This is a genomic window from Colwellia sp. SU-HH00943, from assembly GCF_057546125.1.
In genome coordinates, this window is sequence record NZ_BAAJLW010000002.1 from 622,454 (window position 1) to 643,598 (window position 21,145).

The 21,145-nt window shown below is 36.2% G+C and carries 12 protein-coding genes; 5 read left to right on the forward strand and 7 right to left on the reverse strand.

The genetic code is table 11. The annotated features are described in order from the left end of the window. Positions 1-12 precede the first annotated feature (12 nt). The 4 genes from AC27GZ_RS08000 to AC27GZ_RS08015 form a co-directional block, all read right to left on the reverse strand. Positions 13-606 (reverse strand): hypothetical protein, encoded by a 594-nt coding sequence (locus AC27GZ_RS08000; protein ID WP_487094425.1) that lies wholly within the window; start codon positions 604-606, stop codon positions 13-15. A 99-nt stretch (positions 607-705) separates the two neighbouring features. Then, entirely contained in the window at positions 706-1,797 is a 1,092-nt protein-coding gene (locus tag AC27GZ_RS08005) for a hypothetical protein (RefSeq protein ID WP_487094426.1), read from the reverse strand. Position 1,798: 1 nt separating this feature from the next. Beyond that, positions 1,799-2,827, reverse strand: a complete 1,029-nt coding sequence (locus tag AC27GZ_RS08010) for a hypothetical protein (protein WP_487094427.1) — start codon at positions 2,825-2,827, stop codon at positions 1,799-1,801. Positions 2,828-2,841: 14 nt separating this feature from the next. Next, entirely contained in the window at positions 2,842-3,819 is a 978-nt protein-coding gene (locus tag AC27GZ_RS08015) for a hypothetical protein (RefSeq protein WP_487094428.1), read from the reverse strand. A gap of 247 nt (positions 3,820-4,066) precedes the next feature. Here AC27GZ_RS08015 and AC27GZ_RS08020 point away from each other — a divergent pair, with 247 nt between their 5' ends. Next, positions 4,067-5,890 (forward strand): acyl-CoA dehydrogenase C-terminal domain-containing protein, encoded by a 1,824-nt coding sequence (locus AC27GZ_RS08020; protein WP_487094429.1) that lies wholly within the window; start codon positions 4,067-4,069, stop codon positions 5,888-5,890. 113 nt (positions 5,891-6,003) lie between these two features. Here AC27GZ_RS08020 and AC27GZ_RS08025 read toward each other — a convergent pair whose 3' ends face one another. After that, positions 6,004-6,684 carry a TetR/AcrR family transcriptional regulator gene (locus AC27GZ_RS08025; protein ID WP_487094430.1) on the reverse strand — a complete coding sequence of 227 codons (681 nt, stop codon included), beginning with the start codon at positions 6,682-6,684 and terminating at the stop codon, positions 6,004-6,006. A 124-nt stretch (positions 6,685-6,808) separates the two neighbouring features. Further along, positions 6,809-9,244, reverse strand: coding sequence for an acyl-CoA dehydrogenase FadE (fadE, locus tag AC27GZ_RS08030; protein WP_487094431.1), 2,436 nt, complete (start codon positions 9,242-9,244; stop codon positions 6,809-6,811). Positions 9,245-9,408: 164 nt separating this feature from the next. On the opposite strand from fadE, the gene AC27GZ_RS08035 reads away from it, so the two are divergent. From AC27GZ_RS08035 to AC27GZ_RS08050, 4 genes are all read left to right on the forward strand, one after another. Next, on the forward strand, positions 9,409-10,194 hold the full coding sequence (locus tag AC27GZ_RS08035) for a class II glutamine amidotransferase (RefSeq protein ID WP_487094432.1): 786 nt from the start codon (positions 9,409-9,411) through the stop codon (positions 10,192-10,194). Between the two features lie 104 nt (positions 10,195-10,298). Further along, positions 10,299-12,158, forward strand: a complete 1,860-nt coding sequence (locus tag AC27GZ_RS08040; RefSeq protein ID WP_487094433.1) for a DUF885 domain-containing protein — start codon at positions 10,299-10,301, stop codon at positions 12,156-12,158. A 619-nt stretch (positions 12,159-12,777) separates the two neighbouring features. Then, positions 12,778-14,973: an OsmC domain/YcaO domain-containing protein gene (locus AC27GZ_RS08045; protein ID WP_487094434.1), complete on the forward strand. Its 2,196-nt coding sequence runs from the start codon at positions 12,778-12,780 to the stop codon at positions 14,971-14,973. A gap of 377 nt (positions 14,974-15,350) precedes the next feature. After that, complete coding sequence (locus tag AC27GZ_RS08050) at positions 15,351-19,049, forward strand: caspase family protein (protein WP_487094435.1); 3,699 nt, start codon at positions 15,351-15,353, stop codon at positions 19,047-19,049. Positions 19,050-19,154: 105 nt separating this feature from the next. On the opposite strand, the gene AC27GZ_RS08055 is transcribed toward AC27GZ_RS08050, so the two are convergent. After that, positions 19,155-20,945 carry a HAMP domain-containing sensor histidine kinase gene (locus tag AC27GZ_RS08055; RefSeq protein WP_487094436.1) on the reverse strand — a complete coding sequence of 597 codons (1,791 nt, stop codon included), beginning with the start codon at positions 20,943-20,945 and terminating at the stop codon, positions 19,155-19,157. Between the last annotated feature and the right edge of the window lie 200 nt (positions 20,946-21,145).

Below are 21,145 nucleotides of genomic sequence, written 5' to 3' on the forward strand. Positions count from 1 at the left end.
AAATTAATTTGATTAATTTGTTAAACGTTGAATTTCTTTTTCAAGGTTTTGCTCGGCTTTATGAGCTTTAAACTCTTGATATAAGAATTTCTCATCTTGTGGGTTAATTGAGCGACCACTTTCTTTAACAATAGCATCAAATAGCTCTTTCGTTGCAGATGGACTTAACGTCGTTAAGACACAAAAATGTTGCTTGCCAGAAATATCAATAATATCTGACTTGATTGCGCGTGAGCCAACTAAGGTTTTTTTAGTGAGTTGCTTTGATACTGAGCTAAATGTAGAGCCTACAGTGGTGTCATCATTTGAGTCAGTTCTGTTTGAATAGGTTTTATCTAAACCTTCAATACGTGTTTCAAGCTGTTGTGCTAACGCTAAACGGCCATTAGCTGTTGCCATTTTTTGGTCAACAGAAAGGTTACCAGAAAATTTGACACAATCTGTTGCGGCAATACCATCTTCAACAACCGGGTTAAGAACCCACTGAGGAATTCCAGCCGTTAAGTTGTTTGTTTTTGGCTCTGGAGCTGCTTTTTTTTCTGTTGACCCACAGGCTGCCAAAATGGTCGTCATGGCTGCAACAATGATAAGCTTTTGTGTTTTCATGTTATTTCCTTTTATTTTACTTCAGTTGTTGAATAGTCTTTATAAATAATTTACATCAATATTGCTATTAAATTATTACAATTAAATTTTAATCTAGTTTTATATGCTCTCTAAAAGCCAAGTATAGATGACTAACTTGTCATCTTCTTCAATAATTTTAATGTCTTGTAATTTTGCTGAAACAACTGCCGATGTGACCATGGTAGTTTTTGCTAATGAGTATAGGCCATTATGTCGACGGATTTGATAATTATGGTCAATATCAATTTGTTTGATTTTTGCAAGCTCAAGTAATCCTTCTTTTATTGAAAGCTTTATGGCACTACTAAATAAACCATCAGCAGTAATACCTGAGAATATGCCAACGACACCAGTTGTATCAGACAAGTTTGGCTCTTTACGCCACATTGAAAAGGGTTTGTTAAACTTACTTTCCGGTAAAAAGCTTTCTGTTGGATGAGCTGAGAAGCTAAATTGGGCGAACATATAGTTTGTTGTTTGACAGCTTTGCGTATTTAATAATTTGCTTTTATCCGCTAAGGCTTTTATTTCACCTTTATGCTCAGTGTAACCCCATTTCTGAAACTGCCCTTCGGATTTTACTTGATAGTTGTAATCATCAACTTTTGACTTTGAAATAAACTGTAAAAATATTTGCGCATTCTCATGGGTTTTATCTAATTGTTTTGAAGGGTTACTTGTCGGCTGACTAACACTAATAATGGCATTGTCTGCGCTATTACATAACCAACTAGGTGAGCAGGTTTTGAATTGACAAGTTTGTAATGGACAAGTTTGGCTAAGCCATGCTTGTTGTTGTGCTTTATTGCTTTGCTTTTCGATACTAGCATAGGTGTACATTGCTTGGTTATCGATATAAGGTTTAGAAAAAACAACTTTAATACCTGAAGCTAAAGTGATGGTTTCGTCAGTAAAGTTTATCTCATCGGTTTTTTCTTCTAAGGCATAATAATCGAGCAGTTTTTTAAGCGCTTTTTGCCGACTGGCAATCAGCGAACCATTGATTTTGGCGCTAAATGGGCTTGCTGCTCCTATAAAACCTATTTGCTCTTGATTTACCGGACTATTAAACCAGCAAGGCGTTATGGAATGAGCTTGAGTTAACAAGCTCATGCAAGTTAAAAACAATAAAAAAGCGCCTTTGATAAGTGTTGTAGTAATTTTTCTCATATTAAAGGTTATTCAACGTCTGACCAACTGAAGTAACGTGTTCAAAAATACTTTTACTGTATGTTACAACGGCAATATCGCCAATATTTAGTTGTTTTGCTACCTCTGGCTCAACTTCAACCCAAGAGGTTTTTTGTTGAATAATATCAGTTACTTCTCCAGCACCGATAGGGAATTCATTGATAGATGTTTCTTGAGTGATGGTGTGTGCTTTTTCAACTTGACGAATAAAGTTGATTTCATCTCCGTGTGTTAATTGTCTATTACTACCTAAACTAATTTGGATGTAATGTTTGTTTTTAACCACGCGGTACTCTAGAACATAAGCTCTTGGGGCAAAAGCATTTTGAATAGTAGTACGATAATTACGCACAGCATTAGTGGCTGCTTCATTGACTAAACCATGAATTTCAACCGTTGGTAACCGACAATTTGAACTTCGTGTATCACGGCTGATCGTGGCAACACCATCGAGTGAAACTTGCTTATTTAGTTTCAAATTAGGTAATTTAAATGATTTGGCTGTGCCTTTGACTTTAGCTTTGAACGTACATGAAGGTTCAATCCAAACCTTTTTGCCGGTAAAGATGTTTTTTCCTTCGTGTCCTTCTGTAAAACTATGACTAAATGAGGCGGAAGCAATGTTTGTCCAAATCGCTATATCGGCAACATCAATGGTTGAATCACTGTATTTCCCTGTAGTTTCATAAGCGATTAATTCATCTTTCACTTTATCACCCATCGAACGGTCAATAATTTCTAGACCTGCTTTTTGTAAAATATTATCTAGGCTATTATTGAGTGCGTTTACCGATTGAGAGCTTTTAGCGAGTTTGTTATTGGTTTCTGTAGGTATAACAATAACTCTAATCGGTTTACCTTGTAATTGTTCTTTCGTAGGCATTATTTGCGCTTTTGCTAACGGGCGTTGGTATTTTGGGTTACTTTGAAAGTCTAGCTTATTGTCTATAGTCGACTTACAAGCTAGGACTGATAAAGAGGTTAAAATGACTAAAGCTACGTTTTTCATGTTAATTCCTTTTTTTACATTAATGCCAAAAATTGCCAAATGGATTGTTGCTCTAATTTTATTTTCATTTGTGCCACGGCTGATTTTCTGGCGTTAATGTAATTAGATACTGACTGCCCAGAAAGAGTCATGCTATTGCTCGCTAAACTAATAGCATTGCCGGTTACTAACTCAAAGTTAACTTCATTAGATGAAATATATTTCTTAAACAAAAAATTCTGTTCTTCAGTAGCGTTAACCAGTAATTTATCTTGGCATTGATGAGTAATTTTTATTTGTTGCTTAGTTAAGCTTTCTTTTACTGCTTTAATAAAGTCAGCTGACTTCTTGTTTTTATCTACCAGTGTTACACATAGCCCTTTTTGGCCTTTCACAACTTGCTCTGACAAGGTATTCCATGGAGAAATGTTAGAAGGTATGTCTTTTTCTGGTGCGAGTAAATTAATAATTACTGCTAATCGATACGCTGATCTCGCTTTAGTTTGTAGAAGTTGACTACTTTGTGAATACCAGACTAAGTTGCTTGTACTAGTTTGTTTATCAAGCATATTTTTCGCAAGTAAGTTTTCTTGTTTTAATTTATCTTCACTTGCTTGTAATATTTTGCTTTTTTCAACTTTTATTAAGGAGTAAAAAGTTTGATTGAACGCTTCATTATGGACAACTTGGTATTGAGTGATAGGGGTTTGTTCAGTTGATAGTTGCACCTGATCATCAATATATTTTTGATAGCTTTGATTCGCAACTTGTTGCCTTTGTTGATAAATGCTGCTGACCGTTACACCAAGCTTACCCGAAACATCTTTAAGTGCCGCTGCATTAGCTGTTTTTAAATTATAACCACTTCCTAATCCGTAAAAGATATTACTAGTATCTTGTGGCGGACTTGTTACCCAACTAGGTAGTTTTATGGCTTCTTGCTTACTTGTGCTTTGGCAGCTTGCTAATGCAAATACTGTCAATAGTAATGGTATTAGGGAAAGTTTCGACACTTTAAAACGTCCTGTAACAAATGTAACTGAACAAAATATAGCAAGGGTTATTCTCTTTGTCACTTTTTAGCTACTAATCTCCATTATTAATAATTCTATTGATAACAAAGATTTAATTTAATTCTCATTATTTTATTTTTGTAAAACTAAAAAAATACTTGAATAAGTGGTACGACCAGTGTTTTAATCAGAGTTCATATCTATATTTAATTAGTATTTAAAAAATAACTTTTGACGGGAGCTCGTTATGCTTAGTTATAAAGCACCAATAGCAGACATTAAATTCTTAACCGAAGATGTCTTTGATTACTATGGACATTATGAAAATTATCCAGAGTTTGAAGAGGCAACACCAGATCTCGGTGATGCTATTATGCAAGAATGTGCAAAGTTCTGTGAAAACGAGTTGCTACCGTTATACCAAAGTGGAGATAAAGAAGGCTGTACTTTTAATGATGGTAATGTAACAACGCCAAAGGGTTTTAAAGAAGCGTATAACCAATATGTTGAAGGAGGATGGCAAAGTTTATCTCATCCAGTTGAGCATGGTGGGCAAGGCTTACCTCCGTCATTAGGTATGATTAAATCAGAAATGATGGGCACGGCTAATTGGTCATGGGCTATGTATCCTGGTTTAAGTCACGGTGCAATGAATACTGTTCAGTCTCATGGCTCTGACCAGCAAAAAGAACTCTATTTAACTCGTCTTACTGAAGGAACTTGGACAGGCACCATGTGCTTAACTGAGCCACAATGTGGTACTGATTTAGGGCAAGTAAAAACAAAAGCAGTACCAAATGAAGATGGCACTTATAACATCACAGGCACAAAAATTTTTATTTCAGCAGGAGAGCATGATTTAACGGAAAACATTATCCATATTGTTTTAGCTCGATTGCCAAATGCACCTAAAGGTACACGTGGTATTTCTTTGTTTATTGTACCTAAAGTTAAAACTGATCTTCAGGGCAATTTGGGTGAGTTAAACAATGTTACCTGTGGTTCTATTGAAGATAAAATGGGCATTAAAGCCTCTTCAACAGCGGTACTTAATTTTGATAATGCTGTTGGAGAGTTGATTGGCCCTGAAAATAAAGGTTTAGAGTGTATGTTTACCTTTATGAATACGGCACGTATTGGTACCGCTTTACAGGGGATTTGTGCTGCTGAACTGTCTTATCAAAATGCACTGATTTATGCGAAAGAGCGTTTATCTATGCGCTCTTTAACAGGTAAAAAATATCCAGAGCAAGTAGCTGACCCAATCATTGTTCACCCTGATGTTCGTAAAATGCTAATGACCCAAAAGGCCGTTTCTGAAGGTGGTCGTGCCATGATTTATTATGCGGCAAAAATAGTGGATCAAATAGAAATGGCAAAAACTGACGAAGAGAAAAAAGCGGCAGATGATAAGTTAGGTTTTATTACCCCTATTTTAAAAGCCTTTCTAACTGAATTAGGGTTAGAGTCAGCTAACCATGGAGTGCAGATTTTTGGTGGTCATGGTTATATTAAAGAGTGGGGTATGGAGCAAATTGTACGAGATACCCGAATCTCTACTTTGTATGAAGGAACAACCGGTATTCAGGCACTTGATTTGCTGGGGCGTAAAATATTATTAACCCATGGACGTTCGTTGAAAAACTTCACCAAAGAAGTATTAGTTTTCTGTAAAGAAAAAAGTATGTTGTCGAGTAATCCTCATAAACGTCAAATGAATAAGTTTATTTGGCCATTAAGTAAAGCCGTTGCTAATTGGCAGCAATACTCACTTCGTATCGCACTTAAAGCTAAGAAAAACCGTGATGTTGTCGGCTCTGCTTCTGTGGATTATTTGATGTTTTCAGGTTATATCGTTATGGGATATTTTTGGGCTCAAATGGCACAGGTAGCTTATGAAAAGCTAGCCGATAAAGAGTTAGAAAATCGTGACTTTTATCGCGCTAAAATAAAAACCGCTGAGTTTTATTTTGAGCGCATGTTGCCTAAAACAAGCTCATTAGGCAAAACTATGATGGCAGACCCAAAAACGTTAATGCAACTAGATCAAGAATTACTGTCCTTTTTATAAAATGAACTTAAGTAATACCAATTGAATTAAATTTTTTATCATTTAGAAAGCATTAAAAATGCACAAGCGTAAGCTTGTGCATTTTTATTTCATAAACTCTATTTTTTATTAAATTAAGTTTTTAAACCCATTATCCAAGCCATTAATTTATAAATAACTTGATGAATGACTTCCATAGAGCGCTCACTTCTCTTCAACGCTATTTGACTATATTCTAATTGAGAGAAAACAGTACTTAACATGATGGCGTCTATTTCTGGATCTTTTTTATTAAAATAGCTAGCGAGTTGCGCAAAAGGTTTTAATTGTGATTCTTCATGCTCTTGTACAAGTTTTTTTAGTTCAGGAGTTAGTTGCCTTGCAGAAAACATTAACTGCTCTACCGCAAGTGAGGTCTTATCTTTGTTGATGTTGTCAAATAAGTACTTCGCAGTTAACGCTGCCAAATGATCGCAAAGCTCGGTTTTTACAGTTATCTCCTGTAAAGCTTCTTCATCATAATCCTCAAAGGCTTTAAATGCTTTCTCTATTGTTTTTTCAGTTTTTTTACGCATTAAAGTTGAATTAAGCTCAAACGCCTGTTGTACCAACTCTTGAATATCTTTGAAGTAATATGTGGTTAGAGATAGTTGAATATTTGCGTGGGTAGCAATTGCTCTATGTGTGGTACCTTTTATGCCATTAACAGCTAGTATCTCTATCGCTGACATTAAGATTTTTTCACGTGTACGCTCGCCTTTTGAACGACGTTTAACTCCGTCGCTTTTATTCTTTATTGTGTTAGCCGTCGGCATCTAATTATCTACTAATGGGAGTTATGTTAAAAAATTGAAACACATATTAACATTAAATTAAAAAGTGTTTCAATTTTGTGTGATGATTAGTCAGTTGTGAAGCCTCGGTAAAATCCTCTTTTTGTTAGCTATTCTGTACGTTTTGTTGGACTGCTAATTCACTTGACTCAAAATCGTCAACAGAAATAATTGCTTTTCTGTTGACTTCAGTTTCAATTAATAATTGTGCTTCTTGCTCAGTAATAGCATTAGCAGCTAGTCCTTTTTCTGCAACTTTGTCTAAATGATAAAAAGGCAATTTCTCATTTAATGCAGTGCAGACTTTGGAAAAAATAGGCTCGCAAGCAATAATATCTTCTAATGTTTGTTCCAGTAAACCGAACATATTGCCTTTGTCACGAGCTAAATATTGCCCTTGTCCAAGTTTACTCCGAGTTGAGCCAGGAGTTTGTAATAGCTGGGCAACATTGTGATCTACATTATCGCTTGGTTTTGTAAGCCAAGTACCGAACGGGAAAATGATTGCGCGAAGTGCGTAACCGACCCACTTGTTTGGGAAGTTATTTAGCATAGCATCAATGGCTTGTTGACATTCATAGAGGGAACTTTCGACTGACCATTGTAATAACGGAAAGTCGCCTGCTAAGCGACCCTCATCATTAAAGCGTTTTAAAGAAGCACTAGCTAAATATAGATGACTTAATACATCCCCTAGACGAGCAGATATACGTTCTTTTCGTTTTAAATCAGCGCCAAGAACTAACATGGCGACATCAGACAGCATAGCTAAATTGGCACTAAAGCGGGTGAGTAATTGATAATATCGTTGCGTATTATCTTTGAACGGGCTTTGAATAAAGTGTGCTCCAGACACAGAACACCATAGGCTTCGAGCAATATTACTGATACTAAACCCTATATGACCAAATAAGGCGTGATCAAAGTCATCTAGTGCTTGAGCTTCATTTTCATTATGAGCGGCTTCTAATTCAGCTAGAACATAAGGGTGACATCTGATAGCACCTTGACCATAGATAATAAGACTTCGCGTTAATATATTGGCACCTTCAACTGTGATTGCTATCGGTGCGCCTTGATAACCACGAGCAAGATAGTTACTAGGCCCCATACAAACACCTTTACCACCATGAATGTCCATAGCATCGATGATAGAGCTACGCATTTTTTCCGTTAAGTGATATTTAGCAATAGCCGAAATAACTGATGGCTTTTCACCTAAATCTATGGCGCCAGTAGACATGGTGGTAACCGCGTCCATTAAATATGCATTGCCACCGATACGAGCTAAAGGCTCTTCAATACCTTCCATTTTACCTATAGGAAGTTTAAATTGGCGGCGAATTCGACTGTAAGCACCGGTTGCTAATGCAGTTGCTTTAACGCCACCTGCACTGTTTGAAGGTAAGGTGATTGCGCGGCCAACAGAAAGGCATTCAACTAACATGCGCCAGCCTTGACCAGCCATATCACTGCCGCCGATTATATAATCTAAAGGTACAAAAACATCCTTACCTTGAGTTGGACCATTTTGAAATGGTACATTCAATGGAAAATGTCGTCTGCCAATGGTGACGCCTTCGAGATCAGTAGGAATTAACGCACACGTTATACCTAGCTCAGTTTGCTCTGATAATAAATGGTCAGGATCTTCTAATTTAAACGCTAACCCTAATACTGTTGCTACAGGCGCTAAGGTTATATAGCGCTTATCCCAATTAAGCTTCATGCCTAATACTTCTTTACCTTCAAAAGTTTGGTGACAAATAACACCCGTATCAGGGATTGCTCCAGCATCTGAGCCTGCTTCTGGACTGGTTAGGGCGAAGCAGGGGATTTCTTCACCACGAGCTAGACGAGGCAAGTAATGATCTTGCTGCTCTTTAGTACCATATTCTTGTAGAAGTTCACCTGGACCTAAAGAATTTGGTACGCCAACGGTACTTGCTAAAACACTGCTTACCCCGGTTAACTTTTGTAAAACTCTAGATTGGGCATAAGCTGAAAATTCTAAGCCGCCATATTTTTTCTTGATTATCATGGCAAAGAATTTTTTGTCTTTAAGAAACTGCCAAACTTCAGGCGATAAGTCCGCAATTTCATGAGTGGTATGCCAATCATTCATAAGTGCACATACTTGCTCTGTTGGACCGTTGAGAAATTCTTCTTCTTCAGCACTTAGTCTAGGTTGTGGGTAGTTATGCAATTTTTTCCAATCAGGATTACCACGAAATAATTCCGCATCAAACCAAGTTGTACCCGCGTCTATTGCTTGCTGTTCGGTTTCGGACATTTGCGGCATGATCTTTTTGTAGATAGATAACAACGGCATTGAAATAAACTGCTTACGAAAGCTGGCAATATTCAATGGCAAGGCAATAACCGCAAGTAACAGCCAAGAAACAAAGCCTATGATGTTTAGCATTGAGCCGATAGCCATTAAGGCTATGAAGGCCAAAGTGAAGCTTGATAATGATATGCGCTTATAACTCATGTACCAAGACAGCGAGAGTGCAACTACTAACCAAATTGTGATGTCCATGAAGGTTTGTTCCTGATTGTTTTATATAAGTTAATGAATACCTAAAATATTTCTTTCAATGGTATACTCTAGTTATAGAATATAATAGTACGATAGCCAAGGACTTGCCTTGACTATTTTATGATAAGTTGTGGTTTTATTTAGGTTTAGTTTAAGGTTTTGTTATGTGTGAACTTTTAGCCATGTCAGCTAATGTGCCAACTGACATTTGTTTTAGCTTTAGTGGCTTAATGCAACGTGGTGGAAATACAGGCCCCCATAAAGATGGCTGGGGAGTTACCTTTTACGAAGGGAAAGGTTGTCGCAGTTTTAAAGATCCCAATCCTAGTGCTCAATCACCTATAGCAGAGCTAGTAACAAAATATCCGATGAAAAGTGAAGCGGTTATTTGTCACATTCGCCAGGCTAATTCCGGGGGCGTTTGTTTAGAAAATACTCACCCATTTACTCGCCAAATGTGGGGAAAAAATTGGACTTATGCCCATAATGGCCAATTAAAATCATTCCAAGATAAGTTGCCAATAAAGTTACATTTACCTATTGGCACAACTGACAGCGAGCATGCGTTTTGTTGGATTTTAGATAAACTTCACTATCGTTTTGGCGCAGAGCAACCTTCGCCAAAAACCTTATTCAGTTATATTGCTACATTGGTCGCTGAAATTGATCAACTTGGAGTAGCCAACATCATTATAACTGATGGTGAAAGCTTGTTTGCCTATTGTTCCAATAACTTACACTGGATAACCCGTCGAGCACCTTTTGGCAAAGCCAGTTTAATTGATGCTGAAGTTGCCGTTGATTTTCATGAGGAAACTACAGCCAATGATATTGTTACCGTAATTGCCACGCAACCTTTAACACAGAATGAAACTTGGCATAAAATGCAAGCAGGTCAATGGCAATTATTTTGTTTAGGCGAAGCGATTATAAGTGCAGAGAGCCAATAAATTTAGATAAGCTTGCTTGAAGTTGCTAAATAATCGAAAAACAGATAACTTCATTGTTGAAAATTAAGAATATCTTATAACAAAATTTTAAATGGAGTTGCCTAATGAGATCAAAGTTAAGTGTTATTGCATTGGCTGTGTTGCTTGCTGCTTGCCAACCTGACCCTTCTACAAATACAAGCGCCAACAGTTCAAATACAGCTAAAGACACTGTGTCTACATCAGTGCAATCAGAAAGTGAGCGCTTAAATGAATGGTTCGAAACTAAATATGAAGAGCAATTACAATTAAGCCCAATGATGATGACCTTTCTAGGTCGAAAAGATAAGTATGACCAAATTGATGTTATGACTGAAGCTGAAGAAGTGCGACAGTTAGCATTGCAAAAACAATCGGTGGATGAGTTAAAGTCTAACTTTAATTATGAAAAATTAGATGCTGATGCAAAAATTTCTTACGACATCTGGGTTTATCAATATGAACAGGCTGCAGAAGGACAAAAATATAATGGAAATGGTTATATTTTTACCCAAATGCAAGGAATACAAGCGTTTGTAGCGCAGTTTTTAATTAGTTTCCATAAAGTTGACGAAGCGTCTGATATGGAAGCATACAACAAACGTATTTCAGGTATTTCTCAAGCTATTTCTGATTTACTCGTTAGAGCCCAGAAAAATGCATCGAATGGTGTTAGACCGCCTAAATTTGCTTATCAAGGAGTTATTGAACAAGCACAAGCCTTAATTACCGGAGCTCCTTTTAGCGAGGGAAAAGATTCAGCGTTATGGGCTGATGCTAAACGAAAAGTGGCCGCTTTAGTTGAGTCAGGAAAAATTGAGCAATTGCGTGCTGATGAATTATTACTGCAAACTAAGCAAGCACTGTTAACGGATTTTCAACCAACTTATGAAACTTTAGTCGCTTGGTTTGAAAAGGATATTGTCAATACTGATGAAATAGCAACAGGTGTTGGTAAACAAGCTAATGGAGAGAATTATTATAACTTCAGGTTGAAAGCTTCTACAACAACCGCATTAACTGCAGAAGAAATACACCAAACAGGGCTTTTGGAAGTTGCTCGCATCACCAAAGAAATGATTGCCATTAAAGACAAAGTAGGGTTTGAGGGAGACTTGCAGGAGTTCTTTACTTTTGTAAAAACCGATCAGCAGTTTTTCTACCCAAATACCGATGAAGGTCGTCAAGGCTATATCACAGATTCAGAAGATTACTTAGCTGAAATTAATAAACAACTGCCGAAGTTTTTTGGAATTTTGCCTAAAGCTGATCTTGTTGTTAAGCGGGTAGAGCCTTTTAGAGAACAAGATGGTGCAGCACAGCACTATTTTCCGGGTACGCCTGATGGTTCAAGGCCTGGCATTTATTATGCCCATTTATCTGACATGAGTGCGATGCCAAAAAATGAAATGGAAGGAATTGCCTATCATGAGGGAAATCCAGGCCATCATATGCAACTTTCAATTGCTCAAGAATTAACGGGCGTTCCTCAGTTTAGAACCCAAGCTCGTTTTACGGCTTATTCAGAAGGCTGGGGTCTTTATGCTGAGTTATTAGCTAAAGAAATGGGCGGCTATGAGAATGACTTTTCTGATTTTGGACGCTTAGTCAATGAAATTTGGCGTGCAGTTCGTTTGGTTGTTGATACTGGTTTACATGCAAAAGGGTGGACGGAAGCAGAGGCTATCGCGTATTTCAAAGAAAAAACGCCTGTCTCACCAGAAGCAATCACTTCAGAAGTACGACGCTACATTGTGTGGCCTGGTCAGGCAACGGCTTATAAAGTTGGTATGTTGAAAATTTTAGCTCTTCGTGCTGAAGCTGAAAAAGAGCTTGGTGATAAATTCGATATCAAAGGTTTTCACGATACTATTTTAGGTGGTGGTGCTGTCCCTTTAGATATTTTGGAACGCAGGGTAAATGCTTGGATTGCAAAGATAAAGTAAACTACGCAGCGTAAGGCTTTGTGGTTTGCTACAAAGCCTTACTTTATCATTACAATTGATAACAGACTCTCTGTTTTAAGCTGATAAATTGCTTTATGAAAATAAAGCTTACTTAAACAGGAGAGAGTAAAATGTCAAAATCCAAAAAGGATAAATCAATACAGTTATCTAAACGTCAACGCTTAGTCAAAGAATTGATAAAGAAAAGCCAGCGACTTAAAGCGGCAAAATTAAAGTTTTCTCTATCCTAGATTTATAAACTCGCTACCCAATCATAATGAATGTTTGTACCGCACAGACATTCATTTTTTTTGCTTTATTAATAACAAGTTAAATATTTAATTCAATGGACATAAAGTAGCTCAACAATCCATGAAGGTATTACCAAGCACTTCCATGTTTGGATGAACAAAAACTTTCCCTATTACTTATTCCTATTTATAGCTACTTGCTACTGTTAAAACATTAATTGGTTATTTTTGCAATTAAGCCAAGACTATTGCGCTAAAAAAACAGATAATTAGGTTAATTTAGAATTGCTTGTTTGTAGGGCTTAATTAATCCTCATTTAATAAAGGGATTAGCCCATTTAACAAGCTATGATTTCGGAAGCTAAACCATGGAAATTAAAGTTAATTATCTCGACAATCTGAGAATAGAAGCGAAGTTTGATGATTTTGCTGTGATTGCAGATCAGCCTATTCGTTACAAAGGGGATGGCTCAGCACCTAGCCCTTTCGATTATTTTTTGGCATCTTCAGCACTATGTGCGGCTTACTTTGTTAAGGTTTATTGTTCATCTCGCGATATTCCTACGGAAAATATTAGATTATCGCAAAACAATATCGTTGATCCTGAAGATCGTTATAACCAAATATTTCAAATTCAAGTAGAGCTACCGGAAAGTATTTCAGAAAAAGACCGCAAAGGTATCGTCAGATCTATTGATCGTTGTACGGTAAAAAAAGTGGTACAAACTCAGCCTGAATTTAAGGTTGAGCTGGTTGATAGCCTTGAAGAAGATGCCCAAGCCATGCTAATGGCTGAGTCGGATACGCAAACAAGTACTTTTATCGTGGGGAAAGATTTACCCCTTGAGCAAACCATTTCTAATATGACCAAAATTTTGTCAGATTTAGGGATGAAAATTGAAATATCTTCTTGGCGAAATATCGTACCGAATGTATGGTCATTGCATATTAGAGATGCCGCTTCACCTATGTGTTTTACTAATGGTAAAGGCGCAAGTAAAGAAAGCGCATTATGCTCAGCATTAGGGGAGTTTATTGAGCGTTTAAGTTGTAATTTCTTTTATAACGATCAGTTTTTGGGTGAAGAAATCGCCAATAGCGAGTTTGTACATTATCCAAATGAAAAATGGTTTAAGCCAAATGATAACGATGATTTACCGGTAGAAATATTAGATGATTATTGTTTAGCTATTTACGACCCAGAAAGCGAACTACGTGGCTCAAATTTAATCGATACTAACTCAGGTAATAGTGAGCGTGGTATTTGCTCAATTCCTTACATTCGTCATTCAGACGGAGAAACTGTTTATTTTCCTACCAATTTAATTGAAAATTTATTTTTAAGTAACGGTATGAGTGCTGGCAATAACCTTTATGAAGCAAAAGTACAGTGTTTGTCAGAAATTTTCGAACGTGCTGTTAAAAGGCAAATAATAGAGCAAGAAATTGTTTTACCTGATGTGCCTACACAGGTTTTAGCAAAGTATCCAAGCATTGTAGAGGGTATAGCCGGTCTTGAAGCACAAGGGTTTCCTGTTGTGGTCAAAGACGCCTCCCTTGGCGGACAATTTCCTGTCATGTGTGTCACCTTGATGAATCCTAAAACAGGCGGGGTATTTGCTTCATTTGGTGCCCACCCTAGCTTAGAGGTAGCGCTTGAACGAAGCTTAACTGAGCTCTTACAAGGACGCAGCTTTGAAGGGTTAAATGATGTACCAAAACCTACCTTTAACAGTATGGCGGTAGCAGAGCCAGAAAACTTCGTTGAGCACTTTATTGATTCAACTGGCGTTATTTCTTGGCGCTTTTTTAGCGACAAGTATGACTACGACTTTGTTGAATGGGATTTTTCAGGAACTAATGAGCAAGAATGTGACAACTTATTTGCTATCTTACAGGCGTTAGGAAAAGAAGCATACGTTATGGTTTTTGATGATTTAAGTAACGATGAACACCAAGCTATTGCCTGTCGCATCTTAGTGCCTGACTATTCAGAAGTTTATCCTGCTGAAGATTTAATTTGGGATAACACCAACAAAGCATTGATTTATCGAGAAGATATTTTAAATATCCACACCTTAAGCGATGATGCGTTAGTAGATTTAGTTGAGCGTCTAGAAGAAAGTCAGTTAGATAATTATATGGATATTATCACCTTAATTGGTATTGAGTTTGATGAAAATACCGTTTGGGGGCAATTAACAATTCTCGAGCTGAAAACCTTAATATATTTGGCGTTAGGTGAACTGGAAGAGGCTATTGAGTTAGTAGGTGAGTTTTTACAATATAACGATAATACGGTTGAACGTGGTTTATTCTATCAAGCTGTTCATGCTGTGTTAGAAGTGACTTTGGATGAATCACTAGAGCTAGAAGACTTTATTAATAGCTTTACTCGTATGTTTGGAAAAGACCTTATTGAAAATGTGGTTGGGTCTGTATCTGGTGATGTTAAATTCTTTGGCTTAACCCCTACAAGTATGAAGCTAGAAGGTTTAGATAAACACTTACGATTGATTGAAAGCTACAAAAAACTTCATAAGGCTAGAGCTCAAAAAGCTTAAACACTTAAACATTTTAGTTTAAATTTAAAACGCTAACTTTTTGCAAAAGAGTTAGCGTTTTTTGCCTTTTTACTGCAAACCAAGCCAGTACAGTTGCAATTCAACTCATTACACTCTCTTAATTCACTTAATTTAACTGAATCAATTTAACTGAATCAATTTAACCCAACTTGAGTTAACTCTAGCTTAAAGTTTTTTAGCACTGGCTGTTTCACGCTTTAGCTAAGCAGCTTTCTTCAAAGTATTTCCATAAAAAGCAATTGAAAAATATAATAAAAACAAAAGTTTGATGTGTTGTGTTTGATTTTTACAATTGTTAACATAAGGTTAACGGTTGCTTTTGTTTTGTATGCAAGTTGGCTTTTGTGGGAGTGTTAATGAAAAACGTATTGTTATTGATAGTTATACTAGGGTTGCTTTGGGGATGTGGCTCTACCACACCTAAAAAAAATAGCAAACAAGCGACCAACCAAACCCAATTGGTTTTTGAAACGGGTATGAATAATGCCCTGAGTTATCAAAAGTTAGCAGTAGACCCTTCGGGGGAATATGTTGCATATGCTTCAAAGGATAATGTTTATGTTAAACACTTAAGCTCTGGTGAAACCGTTAAGCGAATCCATGTTGGTACAAGTTCTTTGGACGTTTTGTTTGCTAACCAAGCGCAAAAACTATTTGTAAGAACCGGCGATAAAATTCAAATATGGGATGTAGGAAATAACTGGGCTTATACTTCATTTCAAGCAAGTGAGCCCCTTTCTGGTGCTTTAGCCGTGAGTCCATCGGGTGAGCGAATTTTTGTTAAAAGTCAAAAAAGTAGAGTGCTTATTTTTGATGAAAAAGGTCGCAGAAAACATACTTTACATAGATTTGAACATACCCCTGTGTTCATTAATAATACTCAAATGTTGGCAACAAAAGGCAATAAGCTTTTTAAAATTACTGCACGTGGCAATAATACGTCAGTAAAGAAAATATTTGACGGCAACCTGAAAACAAATCCGGGCAACTTTTTTGAGCTTTATGATAAGTTCACTAAAGTCGTCGCTATTAGTAATAATGGTAAGTACTTTGCAACCAGTATTATTAACCCTGATAGCAATAAAACCGTTAAAGGGGATTTTGTTAAAGTATATATAAGAACAGCCTCTAATGGCCGTACATTTAGAACCATTACGGTTGAAAAACAGTATCAAGAGAGTGCGAATGTTATCAGTGATAATGGTCTGTATTTTGGTTATAAAGTGGCTGATAGTTCAATAAAATTTAAACAAATTAGCACCAATAAACACATTGCGTTACCGAGTAATTTTGATCTTGGCTATGGAAGTCATTTTTCATTTCTAGGAAAATCCAATTTAGTGTTGCTAACTCAAAAAAGTGAGAGCCAATTACCTTCACAGGTTTATGATTTACGGACTAAAAATATAGTGACTGAATACGCATCAGTAAGTCACAAGGCGTCAAAATTATTTTATGATTCAGTCGATAGTAAAATTTATGTGGATAACGCGTCGTTTAACTTAACCAATGGTGTTTTTAAAAATGAAACGCCAGAATTACTGCGCACTATATACAATGGCAAAGTATTTACCTTTAATGCTCAAGGACAAGTTAATTATGAACTAGATGGAGAATCTAAAAGCTTCTTTGATTTTAGAACATTACCTGAATATCGTTATTTTGCCCCTAAAATTTTATCAAAATTAACCTTTAACTACAGTGTTGATTCAACGCATCGATATATTTTAGCGTATTCTTTCTTTAATGATATTTATGTTTTGGATTTAAAAAGTAAAGAAGTTATTAGTAAAATTGCTCGGTTAAGCGATAGTAAAAATGGTTATTACTATATAGATAAACGCAATGGTGATTGGGGGTATTACACCTATAATTCACAGGGTAAGTTTAATAAGTTTGTTGAATTAAATGAGGGGAATTCTACCGTTGTTAAAACAGTTATAGATAACTTTTCTTCCGCAAAAAGTGGTTTTTCTGGTGGAAAAATAGCCCTGTCTAAAAATGGTCAATATATTGCGATGACAGACCCTTTTAATAGTGACTATAAAGCAAGTGTGAGAGTTTGGGACAGTAAAAGTAAATCAGTTGTTTATAAGTTTGATACTAAAGAATTATGGGCAAAAGAAAGATCTAGCGGATTTGGCTCAAGAAATAATATTGACGGTTTACAGTTTTCACCTGATGGCAAGTATTTGATTGCCTCATCGGAAGGAGTCGCTTTAGATAGTTATGGCGAAAAAACGGCTGCTCATGGCATTAAAATTTGGCGTATGGCTGATGGTAAAGCGATTAAAACAGTCGATATAGGTGCCAAAAACGCTTTTATCGGTAATGTGGCTATTTCCGATGATTCACAATATGTTGCTAGTTGGGGAAAGCATAAAAACTCGATTGTGAAAGTATGGTCGTTAAGCACTGGCGCACAACAGAAAAAAGTTAAACTTCCTTCAATGATATCGGGGATCAGCCACTCTAAATCGGGCTTTATAGTGTTCTTAGCTAATGGCAGCTTTTATCATATGGACTCAGGTACTCTGGTCAATAACGCCTTCACGGATGAAGTTACTAATTTAGTAGATTTACCTAATGACAGAGTTGCATTGTCTAGTAATGATGGCACTACCAAGGTGTTTACCACGAAAAATTATGATTATTTATATAATTTGGTGCCTTTAGGCGGTGAAGATTACTTAGTGATTAATAAGGATAATTACTTTATCAGTTCTAAAGGTGCCTATGATTTAGTGAAGTTTAAACGCCATAATGAGTTATTTTCATTTGAAGATTTTGATCTTACTCTAAAAAGGCCAGACAAGGTGTTAAGTACATTGGGAGCTTCTAAAGAAACTATCGCTTTTTATCAGCAGCTTAACCAGAGAAGAAATCGTAAATATCAAAATAAAAATAGTGATATAGCAAACGCTTCTTCGTTAAAACCTAGCATAGTCGTAGAAAATAAAGTGCCTGCTTTTGTGAATAAGAATGCAGTTTATCTTGAGCTTTTATTACATAGTGAAAAGGCTGCTCTTGATAAGTTACTTATTAAAGTTAATGGGGTACCGTTAAACGGTGAAAATGGCCAGCGTTTACAGGCACATAATACTATTAATAAAAAAGTAAAGGTGCCTCTAGTTTTTGGTCATAATAGAATTGACTTATCTGTTATAGACTCTCAACAGAACCAATCAAAAAAATACCGAGTGCATGTTAATAGTATTAAAAAACCGCCGAGTGACTTATACATCGTTAGTGTAGGCGTTTCTGATTACAAAGATAATCGCTTAGATCTGAATTATGCGGCAAAAGACGCACAAGATGTGCTGAGCGCTTTTTCGAAAAATAGTAACCGTCGTAATATTCGTAAAACACATCAATTACTCTTAACCAATAAAGAGGTTACGAAAAATACCTTAGTAGCAAAAATAGATAAATTTTTATCGAAAGTTAAATTCAATGATGTGGTGGTATTATTTTTTGCAGGCCATGGTTTTTCTGAAAGCGATCAGTATTACTATGCTACTAATGATATAAACCCAAATAAGCCACAAGCAAGTGGTGTGAGTTTTAATGATATAGAGTCGTTATTATTTTCAATACCGGCAAATAAAAAAGCTGTGTTTTTTGATACTTGCTTTAGTGGTGATGAAGATTTGTACGATAATAACTCCGTAATTTCTAATCAATTTGTCAGTGCAAGGTCTATTCCACTCAATCGAGGCTTAACACGTAAATCAGACAATGCTGTACCTGCTACTAATTTTGAAAGGTTAGCGTTTAATAACCTCAGTAGCGATTCAGGGGCAATAGTGATTTCAAGCTCTGGTGCTAAAGAATACAGTTACGAAGGTGGCGGCGTGAAAAATGGCTTGTTCACTTATGCATTATTGCAAGCATTAGATGATAAGCAGGTTGATACCAATAAAAATAATTTGCTGTCAATTAGGGAGCTGGAACGGTTTGTGGCGGAGCGTGTAACTAAACTTTCATCAGGTGGTCAACGGCCTAATATTAGAAATGATAATTTAAACATGGAATTTGACTTGTTTGCGTTTTAAAAAATCCCCAGTATCAATCATTGATATTGGGGATTTTTATTACTTGTAAATTTTTATAAGTTGCAGGTTAAAAGTCGCTTTTACGTTTATTTTTCCCTACTTATACTAAGTATTTCCAAGAGGTAAGGTTAAGGTAAAAATACTGCCTTTATTTATTTCACTTTCGACACTGACCATGCCGTTATGCGCTAGTGCAATATGTTTCACTATAGATAAACCTAACCCTGTGCCACCTAAGGCGCGGCTGCGTGCTTTATCAACCCGATAAAAGCGCTCAAATAACCGTGATAAATGCTCTTCCGGAATACCGCTGCCTTTATCTGCAACACTTATTTGAATGTCGTTTTCTAGCTTGGTAACCGTAATTTTTATTTCACTATCGCCATCGCTGTATTTTATTGCATTGTTAAGCAGGTTAATAATGGCTTGCTCTATAAGAGAAGAGTTATGTTTGAAGACAATATCTTCTGAATTATTTAAAATAATATCGATGTTTCTTTTGAAGGCTTTGTCTTTACAAAGGAAAATAGCGTTACTAATGGCTAAAGTAATAGATTCATCAGCAAAATCAATCTCATCTACTTCGGTTTCTTTTTCTATTTTAGATAAGGTTAACAAGTTTTCAATAATGCTTTCTAAGCGAATAGAGTGGGTATGAATAACGCCAATAAAGTTTGCTCTTTTCTCTTTCGGTAAGCTTGGGAAATCTATTAATGTTTCTGACAAACCTTGAATAGCGGTGAGGGGAGTGCGTAATTCATGTGAAACATTAGAAACGAACTCTTTGCGTTGTAATTCGAATTCTTTAAGTTTAGTGATGTCATTAAACACGACTAATGTGCCACATTTACTTTTATGTATGTCAAGTAATGGCGCTGATTGAGCTAACAAAACTTGTTCAATATCACTGTGTATGCTGATCTCTTGCCCCGTTGGTGTATCTTGCTGTAAGGCAAATAAAATTAGATTTTGTAATTCAACATTTTCAATGACTTGCTGTAATTTATAGCCTTCAATATTTTTCTCTGATATTTTTAAGATTTTGTAAGCAGCATCATTAATACGAAGAATTTTTTCTTCATTATCAACAGCAATAACTCCTTCAACCATACTAGAGAATACCGCTTCTTGTTCATTCCTTTGATTGAGAATAATTTCTATACGTTGATTTAACTGAATTGCGATTTCATTGAATGCTTGTCCTAATTGCTCTGATTCAAGAGAATCATTTGAATTTAATTGAACTCGACTGGAGAAGTCGCCTTTTGCTAATCGTTGTGCTTGTACTTTCATTACTTCTAATGGTCTAACGATATTTTTAGAAATCAACCAACTCGCTATAGCCATAATAATGATGAGAATAAAAAAGCCGATGGAAACTTTATAATAGATTCCCCATAAGGCATCTTGCAGCGTATCAAGTGGGGTGGATGTTCTCATCACCCCAATGATTTCACCATCCATAATGATGGGAATAGCGAAATACATAGAGTCTATTTTTAATGTGTAACCGTATCTTATCGACAACCCTTTCCCTTCACGTAATGCTTGAGCAACCTCGAGCCGAGAGATGTGATTATCCATGGTTTCAGGAGCTTTTTTATTGTCACCTACCACTTTGCCAGACGGTAAAATTATCGTGATACGCGTAGAAGCATCATCACCCAGCTTAACGGTTTGAGATTGAATTTTTTGATAATCTTTCGACAATATCAGTCTTGAAAATTCAGGGGTTAATATTTTGGCTCGTATTTCTAAATCATTCGCACGCTCTTGGTAGTGAAAGGTTTTTATTGACCAAAGTGCAATCATGACAATAGCTAACAATGAGATAAATGAAATGATTAAAAAAGAAGGATATAACTTCCAAAAAAGCGTTTTACGTTTTATGTTCATTTGATAATGGTTGTTATTAATTATTATGAATGTTTGATTTTTAAATCAGGAAGGTAACTTTTAAAGGTTATCAATAAACGAGTATCAAATAAAGGTAACTTTCTGTTTGCTAACTATTATGTTAAATATAATATAGGTTGAAGTGGTAATTCGACTGTTCACACAATAAATATAAATGGCGCACTTTTGCCATAACAACT

Bases quoted from the DNA above. Each gene is read 5' to 3' on its own strand.
- AC27GZ_RS08010 (WP_487094427.1), bottom strand. From the start codon at position 2,827: ATGAAAAACGTAGCTTTAGTCATTTTAACCTCTTTATCAGTCCTAGCT.
- AC27GZ_RS08045 (WP_487094434.1), top strand. From the start codon at position 12,778: ATGGAAATTAAAGTTAATTATCTCGACAATCTGAGAATAGAAGCGAAG.
- AC27GZ_RS08000 (WP_487094425.1), bottom strand. From the start codon at position 606: ATGAAAACACAAAAGCTTATCATTGTTGCAGCCATGACGACCATTTTG.
- AC27GZ_RS08035 (WP_487094432.1), top strand. From the start codon at position 9,409: ATGTGTGAACTTTTAGCCATGTCAGCTAATGTGCCAACTGACATTTGT.
- fadE (WP_487094431.1), bottom strand. From the start codon at position 9,244: ATGGACATCACAATTTGGTTAGTAGTTGCACTCTCGCTGTCTTGGTAC.
- AC27GZ_RS08050 (WP_487094435.1), top strand. From the start codon at position 15,351: ATGAAAAACGTATTGTTATTGATAGTTATACTAGGGTTGCTTTGGGGA.
- AC27GZ_RS08005 (WP_487094426.1), bottom strand. From the start codon at position 1,797: ATGAGAAAAATTACTACAACACTTATCAAAGGCGCTTTTTTATTGTTT.
- AC27GZ_RS08040 (WP_487094433.1), top strand. From the start codon at position 10,299: ATGAGATCAAAGTTAAGTGTTATTGCATTGGCTGTGTTGCTTGCTGCT.
- AC27GZ_RS08025 (WP_487094430.1), bottom strand. From the start codon at position 6,684: ATGCCGACGGCTAACACAATAAAGAATAAAAGCGACGGAGTTAAACGT.
- AC27GZ_RS08020 (WP_487094429.1), top strand. From the start codon at position 4,067: ATGCTTAGTTATAAAGCACCAATAGCAGACATTAAATTCTTAACCGAA.
- AC27GZ_RS08055 (WP_487094436.1), bottom strand. From the start codon at position 20,945: ATGAACATAAAACGTAAAACGCTTTTTTGGAAGTTATATCCTTCTTTT.